The organism is Kushneria sp. Sum13 (genome assembly GCF_052692355.1).
On record NZ_CP199847.1, the window covers coordinates 2,108,414 to 2,123,693 of the forward strand.

Consider the following 15,280-nt stretch of genomic DNA (forward strand, 5'->3'; position numbering starts at 1 on the left):
TGTGTTCAATTAGTGACAAACTACTAAACATACTTAACACCTGGATCGCTATGCTGGCTCGCTTATGAGACATGTGAGGCCACGCATGAACGAGTTGGGCGAGCGCATTCGCAAATTGCGAGAACAGGGTGGATTAAGCAAGGCGGAGCTGGCCCGTCGCGTAGGTGTTTCAGATGTCACCATTTCCTACTGGGAAAATGGCACCATCAAACGCGTCGGACACTCGCGCCTTGAGCCTTTGGCCAGAGCACTGCGCTGCAGCATCGGGCATTTGCTGGGCAATGATCAGGATGCTCATGGCAGCAGCCATACCCCAATGTCGTCACTGCCCCTTTATCCACTGACACCATCACCCGAGGCGATCGGCATCGATGCCCTGCCGATCTCGCATTTTCCCATGGGGTTTATCGATAATGACCTGATCAAAAAAGACGACTATTTGCTGACGCCTCAACGCCCCGAACGCTTTGATTTCTGCCCGCCAGGCACCCTGATACTGGCAAGAAAATGCGCTCGATTTGATGGCAATGGTCTCTATCTTGTTGAAAAAAACGCCCGTCTGATGGTCAAGAGAATCGAGCAGGATTTCAACATGACCCTGAACATTTTCGGTGACACCGGCACACGTCATCCCGAAGAGAGAACACTGGGCAATACGCTTGTCTTTCATGCCACCATCCCTGCCCTCTGGCCGATGAAAATCATGAACTTCTGACGTCACGCCAGACCATGATCTCCTACACTGAATGCGTTCATTCAAGAATCGGGAGGTCATGACATTGGTCGATGTGGTCGACGCTGAGACACGCTCTCGCATGATGGCGGGTATTCAGGGCAAGAACACAAAACCCGAGCTTCTGGTCAGGCGCTATCTACATGCCTGTGGGTATCGATTTCGACTGCATCGACGTGACCTGCCGGGCACGCCCGATCTCACCCTGCCACGACATCATTGCGTGGTGTTTGTGCATGGCTGTTTCTGGCACCGTCACGAGCACTGCTTCTATGCCACCTCACCGGCGACGCGAAAAACCTTCTGGCAGGAAAAACTGGCGGGAAATGTCACACGTGACCGACGCCAGCTGGAGCAGCTTAACGCTCTGGGGTGGCGAGCAGTCGTTATATGGGAGTGCGGGCTTCGTCATATGCTCGAGCAGCTTCACGAGGTCGTGCCACTGATTGAGCAAGGCGAATGGGTTGAGGAATGGCCTCCTCAACCGCCGAGGACACGCAGGGCGCCGCAATAGCAGCGCCCCGCATGAGGCCTAGAACGTGGCCAGTACCGAAAGACCTGCTATCCAGGCATTGTCGACATCGTTATTCGTGCCGGGATGACGCACGTACTGCAGATTGGGACGAAAGGCCATCCACGGCGTCGCCTGAAGAGAGTAATAAAGTTCAGCGTTGTACTCCTCTCCCTGACGCGGCACATAATTGAGCGCAGAGGACCCGCCCACGAGCGACGCGTTGTCTGAACGTGACCAGTCATTGTAGTCATCGTTGACATGGACATAGGCCAGACCAAGGCCGATCTCATCCTGCTCGCGACCATCGAAGGGCCCGGTATAGGTCACACCGGCCGACAGGTAGCGATCAAAGGTGGCCGTATCGCCATCGTTCCATGTCCCCATGCTGAACACGCCAAGACCGCGGTTGCGATCGTTTTCATGGCTGGTGACCTGCTGGTCGATGACGTAGTAAAGCCCGTAGCGATGCCCCTTTTCGGCATCCGAGTTCTTGTCACGCGATGAGTAATCGTCGGCATCGGCACTGCTGTAGTAATACCCCAACCGATAATGCCCCGGCAGGTCGTTGAGCCCGTGCTCCGGCTCAAAGCCATATTCAACCGGGATAAGCGTGCCGCTGGTGCCGCTGTGCTTCAGATCCAGCCCGTGGTCGCGATCAAGGTTGGCTTCATTGAGATTGAAAAAACCGATCTGCGCATACTGCTCACGGGTGATGTTCCACTTGCCGACCAATGCCCACTGGGAGATCGGCCAGTTGTACCAGATGCCGCCGTTCTGGTTACCGGGTTCGCCGCTGCCCAGATAGAGGTTCTGGAAGTTGCTGTCGATGACCGCAAAATCATCCCCTACCGGCACTCGTCCCGCCTTGAGTTCAAACGTGTCGTCCATATAGGACTGGCCGTACCAAAGCTGGGTAATACGCGTCACGCTGCCGCGTCCATAGACTTCCTGGCTGGAAGAACCACCGCCACTATTGGGATTGTTGATGACGTCGTTGGTCAGGCTCTCACCATTACGATCGGTCAGGGTGAGCTGAAACTGGGCATTGGGCACGCCAAACAGTCGATCAAGGTCAAAATTGGCACCAGCGGTCCACTGGTCGGCGTAGCGGCCGGTGTGCTTGTCGCGAAAGCCGCCATCGACGGAATAGGCCATCTCGGAGATGTATTCAAAACGAAAATTCACGCCCTGATCGGCCAGATCAGTACGCGCCCCCCCCCAGTCACCGAACATGAAATCGCCATCGGGATCGAAGGCACCTGTGGCCCAGCCCTGTGATGACAGGCTCATGCCCATAAGCGCCAACGTGCAACACAATCCCTTCTTCATGCTCGATCCCTTTACAATGTCATATTCAAATTAAGTTAAAGCAAAGGGATTTTCACCTTGAACGTTACGAACAACAATAGTTCCTGGACCATAGTCGATAGTCAACATTCATCGGAATGACTGAATCCGCTAACGAATCCGTCATCAGAGACAGGGCCGGGCGGATCGTTTAGGCTGCACGACAGTGGCAGCGCATGGGGTTATGGTCGTCTGCTCGGGACAAGGCTTTTCAGGACAGCGAGGGCATGACATTGACACGTTTTAGCGCACTGGCGCTGACAGCAACGCTTCTGGGATTTTTGATGACAGGCTGTGATACGGGCGATGAAAACCCGGCGACCAGCTCGTCACAGCGCAGCTCCGGCACCAACCAGATCTATGGCGGCTCGCTGCCATGTGATCATTGTGACGGCATTGATACCGAGGTGGCACTGAACTTCAGCACCGACAGCGCCGGCGGTGTCTACACCCTGACCGAGACCCCTCACGGTGGTCCCGCAGACGGCCAGACACAAAAGCGCAAGGGGAATTGGAAAGTCATCAGTGGCAATGCCGTGCCCGGTGGCGGTACGGTCTATGTGCTACACCCGGCTCGCGGCGACGAAGCGCATGCCCCCATCTATCTACTGATGGAAAGCAACGCCACGCTGCAGCTGGTGGATGAGCATTTCAAGCCGCTGGAGACGTCACACAATGACGAGCTTCACAGGCTCTGATATGTGAACAGGCCTTGAGTCACCAGAAGATATCCTGACATCTCAGCGTCGGCCGCGCAGGGTATTTTCGGCCTGACGCTGGGCCTCTTTTGCAGAGAGCCCCTGTTCCTTCTCGAGTCGGGCGGCCAGCTGCTGGACCTCGCCCTCATCGCTTAGCGCCTCATCATCGCTGAGCGTTCCCCACGCCTCCTTGACCTTGCCCTTTAAATCTTCCAGCGGTGGACTCTTGTCACTCATTTAAATGTCTCCTGGCCATCAGGCAGATGACGTCGATCATAGCGCCTGAGACTATCGTGGGGTATCGCCCTTTAGCACCCAATGACAATTTTTAACCCTGCATCAACGTGGCTTTCCGGGCAGACAGGCTACATTGAAAAGGCTTATTGATGATGGAGGTCATGGAGAGGCAGATGAAACTCAACGAACTGACTGAAAGGGCGCACGCCGGCCAGCTTGATGAAATTGTCATCGAGTCGATGGAAGGCGATATCTTTACCCTGCACATCACCACTCAGGGAGAAGTCGATACCCTGCTCAACGAAGATGGCACGATCCTGACGCCGCAATCTCTCAACGCTGCCAAGACCATGCTGCGTGATATCGGCGGCATGAAAGACGTCCCGATCTACTTCAAGCACAGTGTCACACATGATGAGATGATGGGCTCTGAAGCCGAAACCGCTGATGATCGCATGCCTATCACGCTGGAAGGTCAGCCCCAATAGGCTGACCCTCAACAACCTGATCCATTGATTCTTCGAGCGTAGCATCAAACATGACGCTCATGGAGGCCAATGCTGATCGAGGCTGATATAGTGTTTTCAGGGTCGACGCATTGTCGGCCCTTTTCCTTTTTAAAAAGAGCCTATCGTGACAACACATCCTCTGGAGACCACCCGACGCTGGGTCAGGGACTGGGTCATGGCGCAGGATCTGTGCCCGTTTGCCGCAGCCGAATTCGAACGAGAGCGCATTCGCTACCGCCAGCTCGACGCCGCTGACGACGCCACCCTGCTCATGGCCGTGATCGAAGAGTGCGAGCACCTTGAACAGCATCAGGACACGGAAACCACGCTACTGGTGCTTACGCCCGGGGCCGAGGATTTCTTCACCTTTCTGGACAAGCTCGACATGGCCGAGCGGCTCATGATCAGTGAAGGCTACGAAGGGGTCTATCAGCTGGCCAGCTTCCACCCTGATTATCTATTTGGCGACAGCCAGGCCACGCCCGGTCACGAGGACGCCGCCGACTACACCAACCGCTCTCCCTTTCCGCTGTTTCATCTGTTGCGCGAAACCAGTCTTGAAGCCGCACTGGCGCGTTTCCCGCATCCCGAACGCATTCCCGAACGCAATCAGGCACATCTGAGACAACAGGGTGTCACGTGGTGTCGCCAGATCCAGGACGCCATTGCCAGTGAGACCCCATCGTCCCGATTGGGCGAATGGCCGGGGCTGTGAGAAAATAACGCCCTGTCTCCAGACCGACCCGTAACGCCGGAAAACATCTGTCATGCCCGCCACCACTTCGTTTCACGCCGCTGACGCCGCGCGCCGTTTTTCCATTGCCCCGATGATGGACTGGACGCCCCGTGATCAGCGGGCATTTGCACGCACCCTGACCAAACGCGCCCTGCTCTATACCGAGATGGTCACCACCGGTGCCATTTTGCATGGCACGCCGCGCGAGCGCTTTCTCGGCCACGATGCGCTGGAATATCCGCTGGCCCTGCAACTGGGGGGCAGTGATCCGACAGCGCTGGCCGAATGCGCCGCCATTGCCGAAAGCTGGGGGTATCAGGAGGTCAACCTGAATGTCGGTTGCCCGAGTGATCGCGTGCAAAACAACATGATCGGTGCCTGCCTGATGGGCCATCCCGAGCTGGTGGCACGCTGCGTGGCGGCGATGCAGGCGGCGGTATCGATTCCGGTCACGGTCAAGTGTCGCATCGGCATCGACGATCAGGACGAGGATGAGGATCTGGCGCGCTTTATTGATACTGTCGCTGCCGCCGGCTGTACGACCTTTACCGTGCATGCCCGCAAGGCCTGGCTCGAGGGACTCTCCCCCAAACAGAACCGTGACGTGCCGCCGTTGAACTATCCACGCGTGCATCGTCTCAAGACGACTCATCCCGAACTGCATATCGGGATCAACGGTGGACTCAAGACCATCAGCGACTGTCAGCGTGAGCTTGAGCATGTCGACAGTGTCATGGTCGGTCGCGAGGCCTATCAGAATCCGTTTTTACTGGCCCATGTCGACCGCGACATCTTCGGTGAAGACACTACGCCACCGACCAGACACGACGCCATGCAGGCCTTTCGTCCTTACCTGATCTCGCGTCTTGAATCGGGCGTAAGACTCAATCACATCACGCGCCATCTGCTAGGTCTCTTTACCGGCTGCCGCGGCGGTCGCCGCTTTCGGCGCTATTTGTCAGAAACCGCTCACCGTCCGGATGCCGGCATCGACGTTTTCGATCAGGCACTCGCTCTGGTGGACGATATTGACGCCGAACGCGAACTGCCGGCACATATGCCGGATTGACATACAGCGTCTCAAGCACGCGGCCCTGCCTCTTTTCGGCCCGGCAGCGAGCGCCTTCCTGCCTTTCCGATTTGTCCTTTCAGTCACCCTGGCCATACTTGACCCACCGCCCGGGGCAGTCCCGGGCACATCATGATCGTCAAGGAGGCGCTATGCGTTTTGAACTGCCAGGCAAGATGGGGCTGGGCACAGCACCTCTGGGTAACATGTTTGAGGAAGTGCCGGATACACGTGCCATCGAGACGCTGCGCACGGCATGGGACGCCGGTATTCGCTATTTCGATACCGCGCCACAGTACGGCGCCGGACTTTCGGAGATGCGTCTGGGGGAAGCTCTGGCCGACGAACCCCGTGGCACGTATGTGGTGTCTACCAAGGTGGGGCGACTGATTCTTGATGAGCAGGAGCCCAAACAGGGCATCTTTGCTCACGGGCGCACCAACAGGGTGGCGTATGACTATTCAGAATCCGGGACCCTGCGCTCCATCGAAGAAAGCCTTGAACGCCTGAACATGGATCGCATCGATATTGCCTGGATCCATGACTGCGCGGCTGATGCCCACGGTGAGCACTGGGAAGACGTGCATGATCAGGCCATGAACGGTGCCGCGCGTGCATTGACGCGACTGCGTGAGGAAGGCGTGATTCGTGCCTGGGGACTGGGGGTCAACCGAGTGGAGGCCTGTACGCGCGCCCTTGAAAAGGCCGACCCCGACGGCTTTTTGCTCGCCGGGCGCTATTCGCTGCTCGACCATGAAGGCGCACTGGATACCCTGTTGCCGGAATGCGACCGTCGCGGCGCGCGTCTGGTCATCGGTGGAGCCTATAATTCGGGCATTCTTGCCGGCGGAGATCACTATGACTACAAGCCGGCCTCCAGCGACATACGTGAGCGCACCCGGCGTCTTCGCGACATCTGCGACCGCTTCGGGGTCGATATTCGCGCCGTGGCGCTGCAGTTCAGTGCGGCGCCGCGTGCCGTGGCTGCCGTGATTCCAGGCACCACCCGACCCGAACGCATTGCCGAAAATCAGGCGCTGATGACCACTGCCATCCCCAATGCCCTGTGGCAAACCCTCTGGAATGAAGGGCTGGTGTCAATGGATGCGCCCATTCCCGGCGCGGCCTGAGACCGTATTGACAGCCTGTCCTGACGCTTCGGCGTCAGGATTGTTGCGATTACTCGACGCGCGCCTGCCAGGCTTCAACGGCCTGCTCTGCGTCCTCGATTTCGTGAAAACGGGCAATATGAAAGACCGCCTCGCCTTCATTGACCAGGGGCAGGTTGCTCATGCCGATGACAATGCCGTCACTTGATGCCAGCACATCCCCCTCTTCGTTACCAAATGGCCCGGCCACGATCCCCAGCCGCTCGCCCTTGACCACGCGCGCGCCAAGTCGAACACGTGGACGCAGCACGCCATCAATAGGTGCGCGGGCCCAGCTTGAACTGCGGGCCACTTCAGAGGCCGGCACCTTGCTGCCACGACCGGCCGGCAGCATGTCCAGCAACCGCATGACGCGCAGTACGCCGCGCACCCCGGCACTGATGGCCCAGTCATCAAAGCGCAGCGCCTCCCCGGCCTCATAGGTCAGCACCGGAATCCCGCGACGCTCGGCGTATTCACGCAGACTGCCGCCACGCAGCTCGGCATTGAGAATCACCGGCGCACCGAAGGCATCGGCCATGTCGCGGGTCTGTTCATTGCGCTCCAGCTGAGCGCGAATCTGCGGCAGGTTGGTGCGATGAATGGCACCGGTATGCAGATCCAGAATGTGTGTGGCCAGATCCACGACCTGTTCGCGAAAGAGCGCCGCGATACGCGAGCCCAGAGACCCGGATTCACTGCCGGGAAAGCAGCGATTCAGGTCCCGGCGATCCGGCAGATAACGACTGTGCTGCACAAAGCCGAAGACATTCACGATCGGTACGGCAATCAACGTGCCGCGCAGACGCGACAGCGAACGCGTCTTGAGCACCCGCCGAACGATCTCAACGCCGTTGATCTCGTCACCATGAATGGCGCCGCATACCAGCATGACCGGGCCCTCACGTCGGCCGTGAACCACCTCGACCGGGATGTTGAGCGGCGTATGGGTATAAAGGCGAGCAACCGGTACATCAATCTGGCGGCGCTGGCCGGGAAGCACCTTCTCTCCCGCCAGTACAAAGGCATCACGGGCCATACGAATACTCATGAAAGCGTTTCAGAAAAGTCATGGCAAGCCAGGTCGTTATCGGCGGCCACGATTAGAAGTACAGTTCTGGCGAGCAATCGCGCCCCTGTAAAGGTAAGCGATATCCATGGCAAAGGAGATCACCAAAAGCAGCAGCGCCAGTGCCAGCGCCAGATTCGACCAGGGGGGCGTCACCCAGGGCGTTAGACACGTCATCAGGGTACTGACCTGCCAGACGCAGATCGTCTTGCGCCGATAGCTGACCGGGAGCTCCTCCCCAAGCCAGGGCCACCCCCAGGCGGCGGCCACAAACAGATAGCGCATGGCACCAATGGCCATGATCCAGAAGCCCGCCTTGTCCTGGATGACCATCATCAAACACAGCATCAGGATAAAAAAGGCATCAAGTTCCATATCCAGACGCGCACCGAAACGGCTTTCACAGTGTGCGTGCCGTGCGACCCAGCCATCCACGCCGTCAAGCGCCAGTGCTGTCAGCGCCATGCCGAACACCAGCAGATGGTGTTCATTGATAAACCCCGGCAGCGGCAGCATGGCCGTGAGCAACACGATGGGAAGCGCTCTCATCAACGTGACGCGATTGGCCCAGCCCAGCCCCTGCTGACCTGCAGGCCAGCCCCACATCATGATTGTCGCCAGGACCAGATACACGCCACCGGCAACGGGATACAGTAACGCGGGGGCCATATATGTCAGATGCAGCACGCCCACCAGCAGCATCAGACCAGCACCTGCGATCAGAAGCTCCCTGAGCACGCTGGAGGCAGGCCATTCAGGCTGGCGCATGACAATCCGTTGCTCACTCATGTCAGAGCCCTCCCCGTGCGCCGGCATCTCTGGTGAATCACGTCTCATACGATCCCAAAAAAGCATTAAAACTTCATCAGGAAGTCATCATACAGCAGGAAAACAACGTACCGTTATGATAAACCGTGTTATCACAATAGCGCCTGATCTTTGGTTGTAACGGATCAGGGGCGACAAGAACGGTGCGGCTTAAGCTTTGCAGGACACGGCGAATTGACGGACAGGGTCTATACTACCCGACGCGCTTTTGGCGACGCGGTGTCTTTTTCACAACGCACAAGGTCATGAATGAGCTCGGAAAACACAGCCCGCGCCTTCTGGGTCGAAGCACCCGGTCAGGGCGCCATTCGAACACAGTCGCTGGCAACGCCCGGACCGGATGAGGTCAGAATTCGAGCCTGTTACAGTGCCATCAGCCGAGGCACCGAAACACTGGTCTTTCATGGCAGGGTGCCCGAAAGCGAATATGCGCGCATGCGCGCCCCTTTCCAGCAGGGGGACTTTCCGGCGCCGGTTCAATATGGCTATTCAAGCGTGGGCATGGTTGAAGAAGGCCCGAATGATCTCAAGGGCCGCTACGTATTTTGCCTGCACCCCCATCAGGATCACTACGTTGTTCCGGTCTCCATGGCCATGCCTCTGCCGGATGCCCTGCCGCCCGAGCGTGCCGTGCTGGCTGCCAACATGGAGACGGCGCTCAATGGCCTCTGGGACGCAGCACCCCGCATCGGTGATCGCATCGCCGTCATCGGTGCCGGCGTGGTGGGCACTCTGGTGGCCTGGCTGTGTCGTAATATCCCCGGCACCCGGGTCGAGCTGATCGATATCGACGATTCGCGTGAGACGCTGGCCCGGGCACTGGATATCGATTTTTCGACACCTGAACGGGCACAGGGGGAATGCGATCTCGTCATTCATGCCAGTGGCAGTCAGAGTGGGCTGCAGCAGGCCCTGTCTCTGGCCGGTCAGGAAGCGACCATTGTGGAAATGAGCTGGTTTGGTGCGCAGGCGGTCAGTCTGCCGCTGGGCGAGGCCTTTCACTCCCGACGGCTGACGCTGCGCGCAAGCCAGGTCGGCACCGTTTCTCCTGCACGTTCAGCACGGCGTACCCATGGCGAGCGCATGATGCAGGCGCTGTCATTGCTTGACGATGACCGGCTCGACGTCCTTATCGATGCAGAAAGCGCCTTTGAAGACCTGCCCGACACCATGGCACGCATCACCACTCGGCCCGGCGCCCTGTGTCACCGCATTCGCTACAGTTTTTAAAGTCGCATCCCCTTTCCGGAGTATTGCCATGTACAGCCTTACCGTTCGCGATCACGTCATGATCGCCCACAGCTTTAACGGCCAGATCTTTGGCCCGGCCCAGAAGCTTCACGGCGCCACCTACATTGTGGATGTCACCTTCAAGCGTCCGGATCTGGATCAGGATGACCTGATCGTCGATATCGGCCTGGCAAGCCAGACGCTCTCGGACGTGCTGAGCGATATCAACATGCAAAATCTCGATGAGATCGAAGAGTTCAAGGGGCGCAATACCACCACCGAATTCATGGCCAGAGTCATCTTTGACCGCATGGCGGCCTCGATTGAAGCCGACCAGCTCGGCGAGACCGGCAAGGGGCTGACGGCGCTGAATGTCACCCTGCACGAATCCCATATCGCCTGGGCCAGCTACGAAGGGACGCTATGACCGTTGAGAGCCCCCTTCGCCGCCTGACCCTGATTGTGGCCGGCCGCCCGGATCAGCTGACCGGCGGCTATATCTACGACAGGCGTATCGTCGAGGCACTGCGCGAGCTCGGCATGGCCGTCGAGGTCATCGGGCTGGACGGGCGCTTTCCCTGGCCGGATGACATCGCTCGCGAGTCGCTGCAGCGTGCACTGGGCGGCTGTACCGATCGCAGTCTGGTCGTGGTCGACGGCTTGGCCGCCAATGCCATGCCCGAGGTGCTGGAAGTGCATGCGCACCGACTGACGCTGGTGGCCCTTGTTCATCATCCGCTGGGCGATGAAACCGGCCTTGAAGACCACCAGCGAGAAACCCTTTTGAAGCTTGAATGCCGATCGCTGCAGGCACCCGCCGGCATTATTGTGACCAGCACCTTTACCCGGCGACGTTTGATCGAGCTGGGGATCGAGCCCTCACGCATCAGCGTGATCGAGCCCGGTATCACACCGGTGCCAGTGGCCACGGCAGACAACGCCACGCCGCAGCTGCTGTGTATTGCCACACTGATCCCGCGCAAGGGACAGCATCTGCTGCTCGAGGCACTGGCGGATCTCAAGGCGCATGACTGGCACTGTCACCTGATCGGTGATGACTCACGCGACGAGCGCTATACCGCAAGGCTGCGTGATTTGATGGTCGAGCATCAGCTCGAACAGCGCGTGACCCTGCATGGCGCACTGCCTCCCGAGGCGCTTGAAACGTATTGGCAGCAGAGTGATCTGTTTGTGCTTCCCTCCTTCTACGAAGGCTATGGCATGGTGATTACCGAGGCGCTGGCCCATGGACTGCCGGTGCTGACGACCACCGGTGGCGCCCTGGCCGACACCCTGCCTGCCAGTGCCGGTCTTCATGTGCCACCCGATGACGCCCCGGCGCTTCGCGATGCCCTGCGCACGATGCTGTTTGAAGATGGCACCACGCGAAGCGCGCAATATCAGACACTGCGCCAGGGGGCGATTGACGCACGTCAGACCCTCAATGACTGGCCAGGGGCCGCCGAGCATTTTCTGGCCTGCCTGAAGCGCCTGCATGCCACCCCTGCCTTTTGATCGGAGTCACCGTCGATGACCCAACCATCGCCTCCAAACGGTATGGCCGCGCACAGTGACTTCAGCTCATCGTGGCTGGCCCTGCGCGAGACAGCCGATCATCGGGCACGCGACGTTCAGCCGCTGAGCACGGCATGCCGACACTGGCTCACATCGCGGGCGCATTCGGGCCCCTTGGCGCTTCTGGATCTGGGCTGTGGCAGCGGCAACAATCTGCGCTACCTCGCCCCCCGCCTGCCGCCCCATCAGCACTGGCGCCTGATCGATCAGGATGCCAGTCTGCTGGCGCATGCCGGCGGTGACACGCCCCCGCCATGACCATATTGATGAACTGACATGCCTGCAGCGTGATCTCTCCTGCCTGGATCAGGCCCTGAACGGGGACATGCTGGCAGGCACCGACATCGTGACGGCCTCTGCATTGCTCGACCTGGTTTCCGAGCCGTGGCTTGAAACACTGATCAAACAGTGCGCCTCGCATCAGTGCGCGGTCTGGCTGGCCATGAGCATCAACGGAGACAACGCGCTGATTGACCCTGATGATGCCAATACCGATACCGCGTTGCTCAAGATGGATCAACACGTACAGCAGCTGATCAAGGCCCACCAACAGCGCGACAAGGGGTTCAACGGCGCGCTGGGTACGCACGCACCAGCGGTGGCTCGGACGCTGCTGGAAAATGCGGGCTATCAGGTCACCACGGCAGAGGCGCCCTGGCAGCTGGACTGTCGTCATCACGAAGAGGCGCTGCTCGCGAAGGCACTTGTCCAGGGCTGGCTTGACGCCGCACTGGAGCAGGCCCCCGACCAGCGAAAGGCCTTGATGCAGTGGCATGAAAGCCGCCAGCAGCATATTGCCCATGGACGTCTCAAGGTCAGGGTGGGACATACCGATCTTCTCGCCATTCCCGACGCGCCCGGGATGACATGAAGGCCCAAAAGCCTTCGCAACCGTCGATCACCAGACGTGGCTATCGCCGGGTGCTGACGTCTTCGCTGGTGCGCTGGGTGCTCACACTGGTCATTCTGGCCAGTGTGGTGTGGCTGGTGGATATTGGCGCACTGCTGACGCGCATGAGGGATCTTTCTCCAGGATGGATGGCTCTGGCCCTGCTGATTTCAATTCCCCAGATCATGCTGTCGGCCTGGCGATGGCAACTGACCGCGCGTCACATGGGAATGTCACTGTCGCTGCCCACGGCCATCAGCGAATACTATCTATCGACCTTTCTCAATCAGATCCTGCCGGGTGGCGTGACAGGGGATCTGGGACGCGCCTGGCGACACGGTATCCGGGACGTGTCCTATGGTGCCGCCCTGAGGGCGGTCATTATTGAACGTGCCTCCGGGCAGGCGGCACTCCTGCTGGTGGCCGTCACTACATTACTTGTCTTTACGCCGCTACGGCATGGTGTGATCGAGCGATTCCGTCAGGCCAGCCTGATGCTCAATGCGCACACCAGCGTGCCCTATGCTCCGTTTCACATCACCCTGCTGGCGCTTTTGCTGATCGGCGTGTGGATCTGTCGGCATCCGCCCAAATGGATGGGTGCGCTGCGGCGGGATCTAAGGCGTGGCCTGTGGAATCGACGTCTGTGGCTGCGCCAGCTGCTGGGTTCGCTGGCCATTGTCCTGAGCTACATGCTGGTCTTTGTCTGCTGTGCCAGAGCGCTGGGGGAGCCGTTATCGACAACAACCCTGCTGGCACTCACGCCGCCGGTACTGATGGCCATGGCCATTCCATTATCGGTGGCCGGCTGGGGAATCAGGGAAAGCGCTGCGGCGCTGATCTGGATACTGGCGGGGTTGTCTGCTCAGCAGGGGGTGGCCATTTCAATGACCTATGGGGCCGTCATACTGATCTCGAGTCTGCCGGGCGCCGTGGTACTTCTGGCGGGACGACACACGATACGACGACAGGCCCCCGGCTAGGCTCAGGGCAACATGTTGACGATGCCGCTGTTGTCGTCTTCGCTGCTCTGCTCGCCGGTGCCGGCAGTGGCTTCATCACCGGGAAGCTCTCCGGGGATAACGCCGTTGGCGGCATCCTTTTGAAGGTTCCACTGTCGTTCCTGCTGTGCCTGATCAAGCGTCAGCCAGATGCCTGACGCCACCAGCAACACACAGAACAGCAGCGATACTAACCCTTTCACACTCATTTTCAGGCTCCGTTCAATGGCGGGGGGACTTTAGCATTTTCCCAGAGAACTAGTCATTGAAGGCGCTAAAAAGAAAGGTTAATTAATGCCTGTTTCTGCAACAGTTGTAAAATCCAGATCAAAAAGCACATCATCGCCCAGCGTGTAATGACGCGCGGTCGGTCGCATCGCCTGGCTTAGACATTCAATGACCGGCAGGGTCAGCGTGGGCCTGCCAGAGCCGATAATCATCGGGGTGACCATGCTGTGCAAACGATCCAGGCACCCCCCTTGTAGAAAACGGGAAATGGTCATGCCGCCGCCTTCCACCAGTATGCGGGTCAACCCCTGGCGTTCCAGAAGATCGACGACCGCACGCGGATCGACCCCGTCCTCACCCACTTCCAGTCCGCAGACGCTGACATCATGGCCATGCTGCTCGTGACAGGCCTGCCAGCGCGCCACATGCGCCTGCCCCACCAGATGCAGTGTGGGGGCGCTGTCATCTTCAAAAACAAAGCGCTGCTCGGGAACGCGACCCCGCGGGTCCAGCACCACCCGAACAGGATGATCCCCGGTAACATGGCGCACGGTCAGTTTTGGATCATCCATGGCCACGGTACCGGCGCCGACCACCACGGCATCGACCACCGCGCGCAGGGCATGCAGATGGACAAGCCCTTCCTCCCCCGTGACGTAATAGGACGCCCCACATTCCGTGGCGATACGTCCGTCAAGACTTTGCCCCAGCTGTGCCATGACCAGAGGCGTGGCGCGGGCCACCAGCGGCAGCATGATATCCAGTAGCTGTGAGGCACCAGCCTCGATGTCGTCACTACAGTGCCACTCTCCGCCGGCCGTTATTGATATCGAACCGTGCTGATACGAGAAGCCGCGCTGCCAATCAAACCGGCGGACGCGCAATACATGTTGCCAGGCCTGCGCTCTGGACAGTGTCGCTGCTGCCATAAATCCCCTGCCACCCCGGTGCGTTGCTGATCAAAATTCTGGCAATAGTGACTCTTCAGTCAGCATTGCCGCTTCAAAAGCGATGTCGTGCAGTCAGGTCACGTTTTTATAAGCACATTATTGTACAAGTTTATCGGACCCGCTGCCGCGTTCTGAAAAGCATCATGGAATGAGGAACCTGCAGCCTGAAACCCCTTTAAAAGCGGGCTTTAAAAAACAGTGTGCAGAAATCCTGCGTTTTGTGATTGTGAAAATTCATGAACATTGACTGGCAAGCCACAGAACCTTGTACCGATAATGTACAAGAATTTGAACCATTGAATGGTCGCTCAAGCCACCCCATGGTGGTGTGTCGCCATCAGCACATGTCGATCGCCCGGAGAGGAGATGTTGTCATGTCTGCAAGTGATTATCTGCGTGTTCACAATACCCGGCTGGCCGATATGAACGCCCTGCCCCGGGAACTGCTTTGTCGCTATCTGGCGACCTGCCCGGCCGTGGTGCGCGAACGGCTTCTGGTTCGTCTTTGTCATCACTGAC

The 15,280-nt window shown here is 58.9% G+C and carries 20 protein-coding genes; 14 read left to right on the forward strand and 6 right to left on the reverse strand.

Annotation, left to right across the window (positions count from 1 at the left end; all coding sequences use genetic code 11):
* Window positions 1–85: 85 nt before the first annotated feature.
* Together ACUN8C_RS09910 and ACUN8C_RS09915 are read left to right on the forward strand one after the other, a co-directional pair.
* Window positions 86–715 carry a helix-turn-helix domain-containing protein gene (locus tag ACUN8C_RS09910; protein WP_445619063.1) on the forward strand — a complete coding sequence of 210 codons (630 nt, stop codon included), beginning with the start codon at window positions 86–88 and terminating at the stop codon, window positions 713–715.
* Window positions 716–773: 58 nt separating this feature from the next.
* The gene (locus tag ACUN8C_RS09915) at window positions 774–1,247 is read left to right on the forward strand and encodes a very short patch repair endonuclease (protein WP_445619064.1); all 474 of its coding nucleotides are present in this window, start codon (window positions 774–776) and stop codon (window positions 1,245–1,247) included.
* A gap of 18 nt (window positions 1,248–1,265) precedes the next feature.
* On the opposite strand, the gene ACUN8C_RS09920 is transcribed toward ACUN8C_RS09915, so the two are convergent.
* Window positions 1,266–2,576, reverse strand: coding sequence for a carbohydrate porin (locus tag ACUN8C_RS09920; protein WP_445619065.1), 1,311 nt, complete (start codon window positions 2,574–2,576; stop codon window positions 1,266–1,268).
* A 245-nt stretch (window positions 2,577–2,821) separates the two neighbouring features.
* Between ACUN8C_RS09920 and ACUN8C_RS09925 the strand changes: the two genes are divergently transcribed.
* Window positions 2,822–3,292 (forward strand): copper resistance protein NlpE N-terminal domain-containing protein, encoded by a 471-nt coding sequence (locus tag ACUN8C_RS09925; RefSeq protein WP_445619066.1) that lies wholly within the window; start codon window positions 2,822–2,824, stop codon window positions 3,290–3,292.
* Window positions 3,293–3,334: 42 nt separating this feature from the next.
* Here ACUN8C_RS09925 and ACUN8C_RS09930 read toward each other — a convergent pair whose 3' ends face one another.
* On the reverse strand, window positions 3,335–3,529 hold the full coding sequence (locus ACUN8C_RS09930; protein ID WP_445619067.1) for a CsbD family protein: 195 nt from the start codon (window positions 3,527–3,529) through the stop codon (window positions 3,335–3,337).
* A 173-nt stretch (window positions 3,530–3,702) separates the two neighbouring features.
* Here ACUN8C_RS09930 and ACUN8C_RS09935 point away from each other — a divergent pair, with 173 nt between their 5' ends.
* From ACUN8C_RS09935 to ACUN8C_RS09950, 4 genes are all read left to right on the forward strand, one after another.
* The gene (locus ACUN8C_RS09935) at window positions 3,703–4,017 is read left to right on the forward strand and encodes a DUF6482 family protein (protein ID WP_445619068.1); all 315 of its coding nucleotides are present in this window, start codon (window positions 3,703–3,705) and stop codon (window positions 4,015–4,017) included.
* Between the two features lie 145 nt (window positions 4,018–4,162).
* Complete coding sequence (locus ACUN8C_RS09940) at window positions 4,163–4,753, forward strand: DUF1415 domain-containing protein (RefSeq protein ID WP_445619069.1); 591 nt, start codon at window positions 4,163–4,165, stop codon at window positions 4,751–4,753.
* Between the two features lie 52 nt (window positions 4,754–4,805).
* On the forward strand, window positions 4,806–5,843 hold the full coding sequence (dusA, locus tag ACUN8C_RS09945; RefSeq protein WP_445619070.1) for a tRNA dihydrouridine(20/20a) synthase DusA: 1,038 nt from the start codon (window positions 4,806–4,808) through the stop codon (window positions 5,841–5,843).
* Window positions 5,844–5,995: 152 nt separating this feature from the next.
* Complete coding sequence (locus ACUN8C_RS09950; RefSeq protein ID WP_445619071.1) at window positions 5,996–6,973, forward strand: aldo/keto reductase; 978 nt, start codon at window positions 5,996–5,998, stop codon at window positions 6,971–6,973.
* Window positions 6,974–7,022: 49 nt separating this feature from the next.
* On the opposite strand, the gene ACUN8C_RS09955 is transcribed toward ACUN8C_RS09950, so the two are convergent.
* Together ACUN8C_RS09955 and ACUN8C_RS09960 are read right to left on the reverse strand one after the other, a co-directional pair.
* Window positions 7,023–8,030, reverse strand: coding sequence for a succinylglutamate desuccinylase/aspartoacylase family protein (locus ACUN8C_RS09955; protein WP_108842316.1), 1,008 nt, complete (start codon window positions 8,028–8,030; stop codon window positions 7,023–7,025).
* Window positions 8,031–8,078: 48 nt separating this feature from the next.
* Window positions 8,079–8,849 carry a CDP-alcohol phosphatidyltransferase family protein gene (locus ACUN8C_RS09960; RefSeq protein ID WP_445619072.1) on the reverse strand — a complete coding sequence of 257 codons (771 nt, stop codon included), beginning with the start codon at window positions 8,847–8,849 and terminating at the stop codon, window positions 8,079–8,081.
* Window positions 8,850–9,137: 288 nt separating this feature from the next.
* Here ACUN8C_RS09960 and ACUN8C_RS09965 point away from each other — a divergent pair, with 288 nt between their 5' ends.
* The 6 genes from ACUN8C_RS09965 to ACUN8C_RS09990 are packed head-to-tail and all read left to right on the forward strand — an operon-like array spanning window position 9,138 to window position 13,565.
* Complete coding sequence (locus tag ACUN8C_RS09965; protein ID WP_445619073.1) at window positions 9,138–10,118, forward strand: zinc-dependent alcohol dehydrogenase; 981 nt, start codon at window positions 9,138–9,140, stop codon at window positions 10,116–10,118.
* A 28-nt stretch (window positions 10,119–10,146) separates the two neighbouring features.
* Window positions 10,147–10,545 (forward strand): 6-pyruvoyl trahydropterin synthase family protein, encoded by a 399-nt coding sequence (locus ACUN8C_RS09970; protein ID WP_108842319.1) that lies wholly within the window; start codon window positions 10,147–10,149, stop codon window positions 10,543–10,545.
* On the forward strand, window positions 10,542–11,633 hold the full coding sequence (locus ACUN8C_RS09975) for a glycosyltransferase family 4 protein (RefSeq protein ID WP_445619074.1): 1,092 nt from the start codon (window positions 10,542–10,544) through the stop codon (window positions 11,631–11,633). The genes ACUN8C_RS09970 and ACUN8C_RS09975 overlap by 4 nt, the downstream gene beginning before the upstream one ends.
* Window positions 11,634–11,648: 15 nt before the next feature.
* Window positions 11,649–11,951: a hypothetical protein gene (locus ACUN8C_RS09980; RefSeq protein WP_445619075.1), complete on the forward strand. Its 303-nt coding sequence runs from the start codon at window positions 11,649–11,651 to the stop codon at window positions 11,949–11,951.
* On the forward strand, window positions 11,932–12,564 hold the full coding sequence (locus ACUN8C_RS09985; protein WP_445619076.1) for a hypothetical protein: 633 nt from the start codon (window positions 11,932–11,934) through the stop codon (window positions 12,562–12,564). Before ACUN8C_RS09980 ends, ACUN8C_RS09985 begins: the two co-directional genes overlap by 20 nt.
* Window positions 12,561–13,565, forward strand: coding sequence for a lysylphosphatidylglycerol synthase transmembrane domain-containing protein (locus ACUN8C_RS09990; protein ID WP_445619077.1), 1,005 nt, complete (start codon window positions 12,561–12,563; stop codon window positions 13,563–13,565). Before ACUN8C_RS09985 ends, ACUN8C_RS09990 begins: the two co-directional genes overlap by 4 nt.
* A 2-nt stretch (window positions 13,566–13,567) precedes the next feature.
* Here the strand turns inward: ACUN8C_RS09990 and ACUN8C_RS09995 are convergent, their stop codons facing one another.
* Together ACUN8C_RS09995 and ACUN8C_RS10000 are read right to left on the reverse strand one after the other, a co-directional pair.
* Entirely contained in the window at window positions 13,568–13,792 is a 225-nt protein-coding gene (locus ACUN8C_RS09995) for a hypothetical protein (protein WP_108842323.1), read from the reverse strand.
* Window positions 13,793–13,870: 78 nt separating this feature from the next.
* On the reverse strand, window positions 13,871–14,740 hold the full coding sequence (locus ACUN8C_RS10000; RefSeq protein ID WP_445619078.1) for a RibD family protein: 870 nt from the start codon (window positions 14,738–14,740) through the stop codon (window positions 13,871–13,873).
* A gap of 395 nt (window positions 14,741–15,135) precedes the next feature.
* On the opposite strand from ACUN8C_RS10000, the gene ACUN8C_RS10005 reads away from it, so the two are divergent.
* Window positions 15,136–15,279, forward strand: coding sequence for a hypothetical protein (locus ACUN8C_RS10005; protein ID WP_445619079.1), 144 nt, complete (start codon window positions 15,136–15,138; stop codon window positions 15,277–15,279).
* The last annotated feature ends 1 nt before the right edge of the window (window position 15,280 follow it).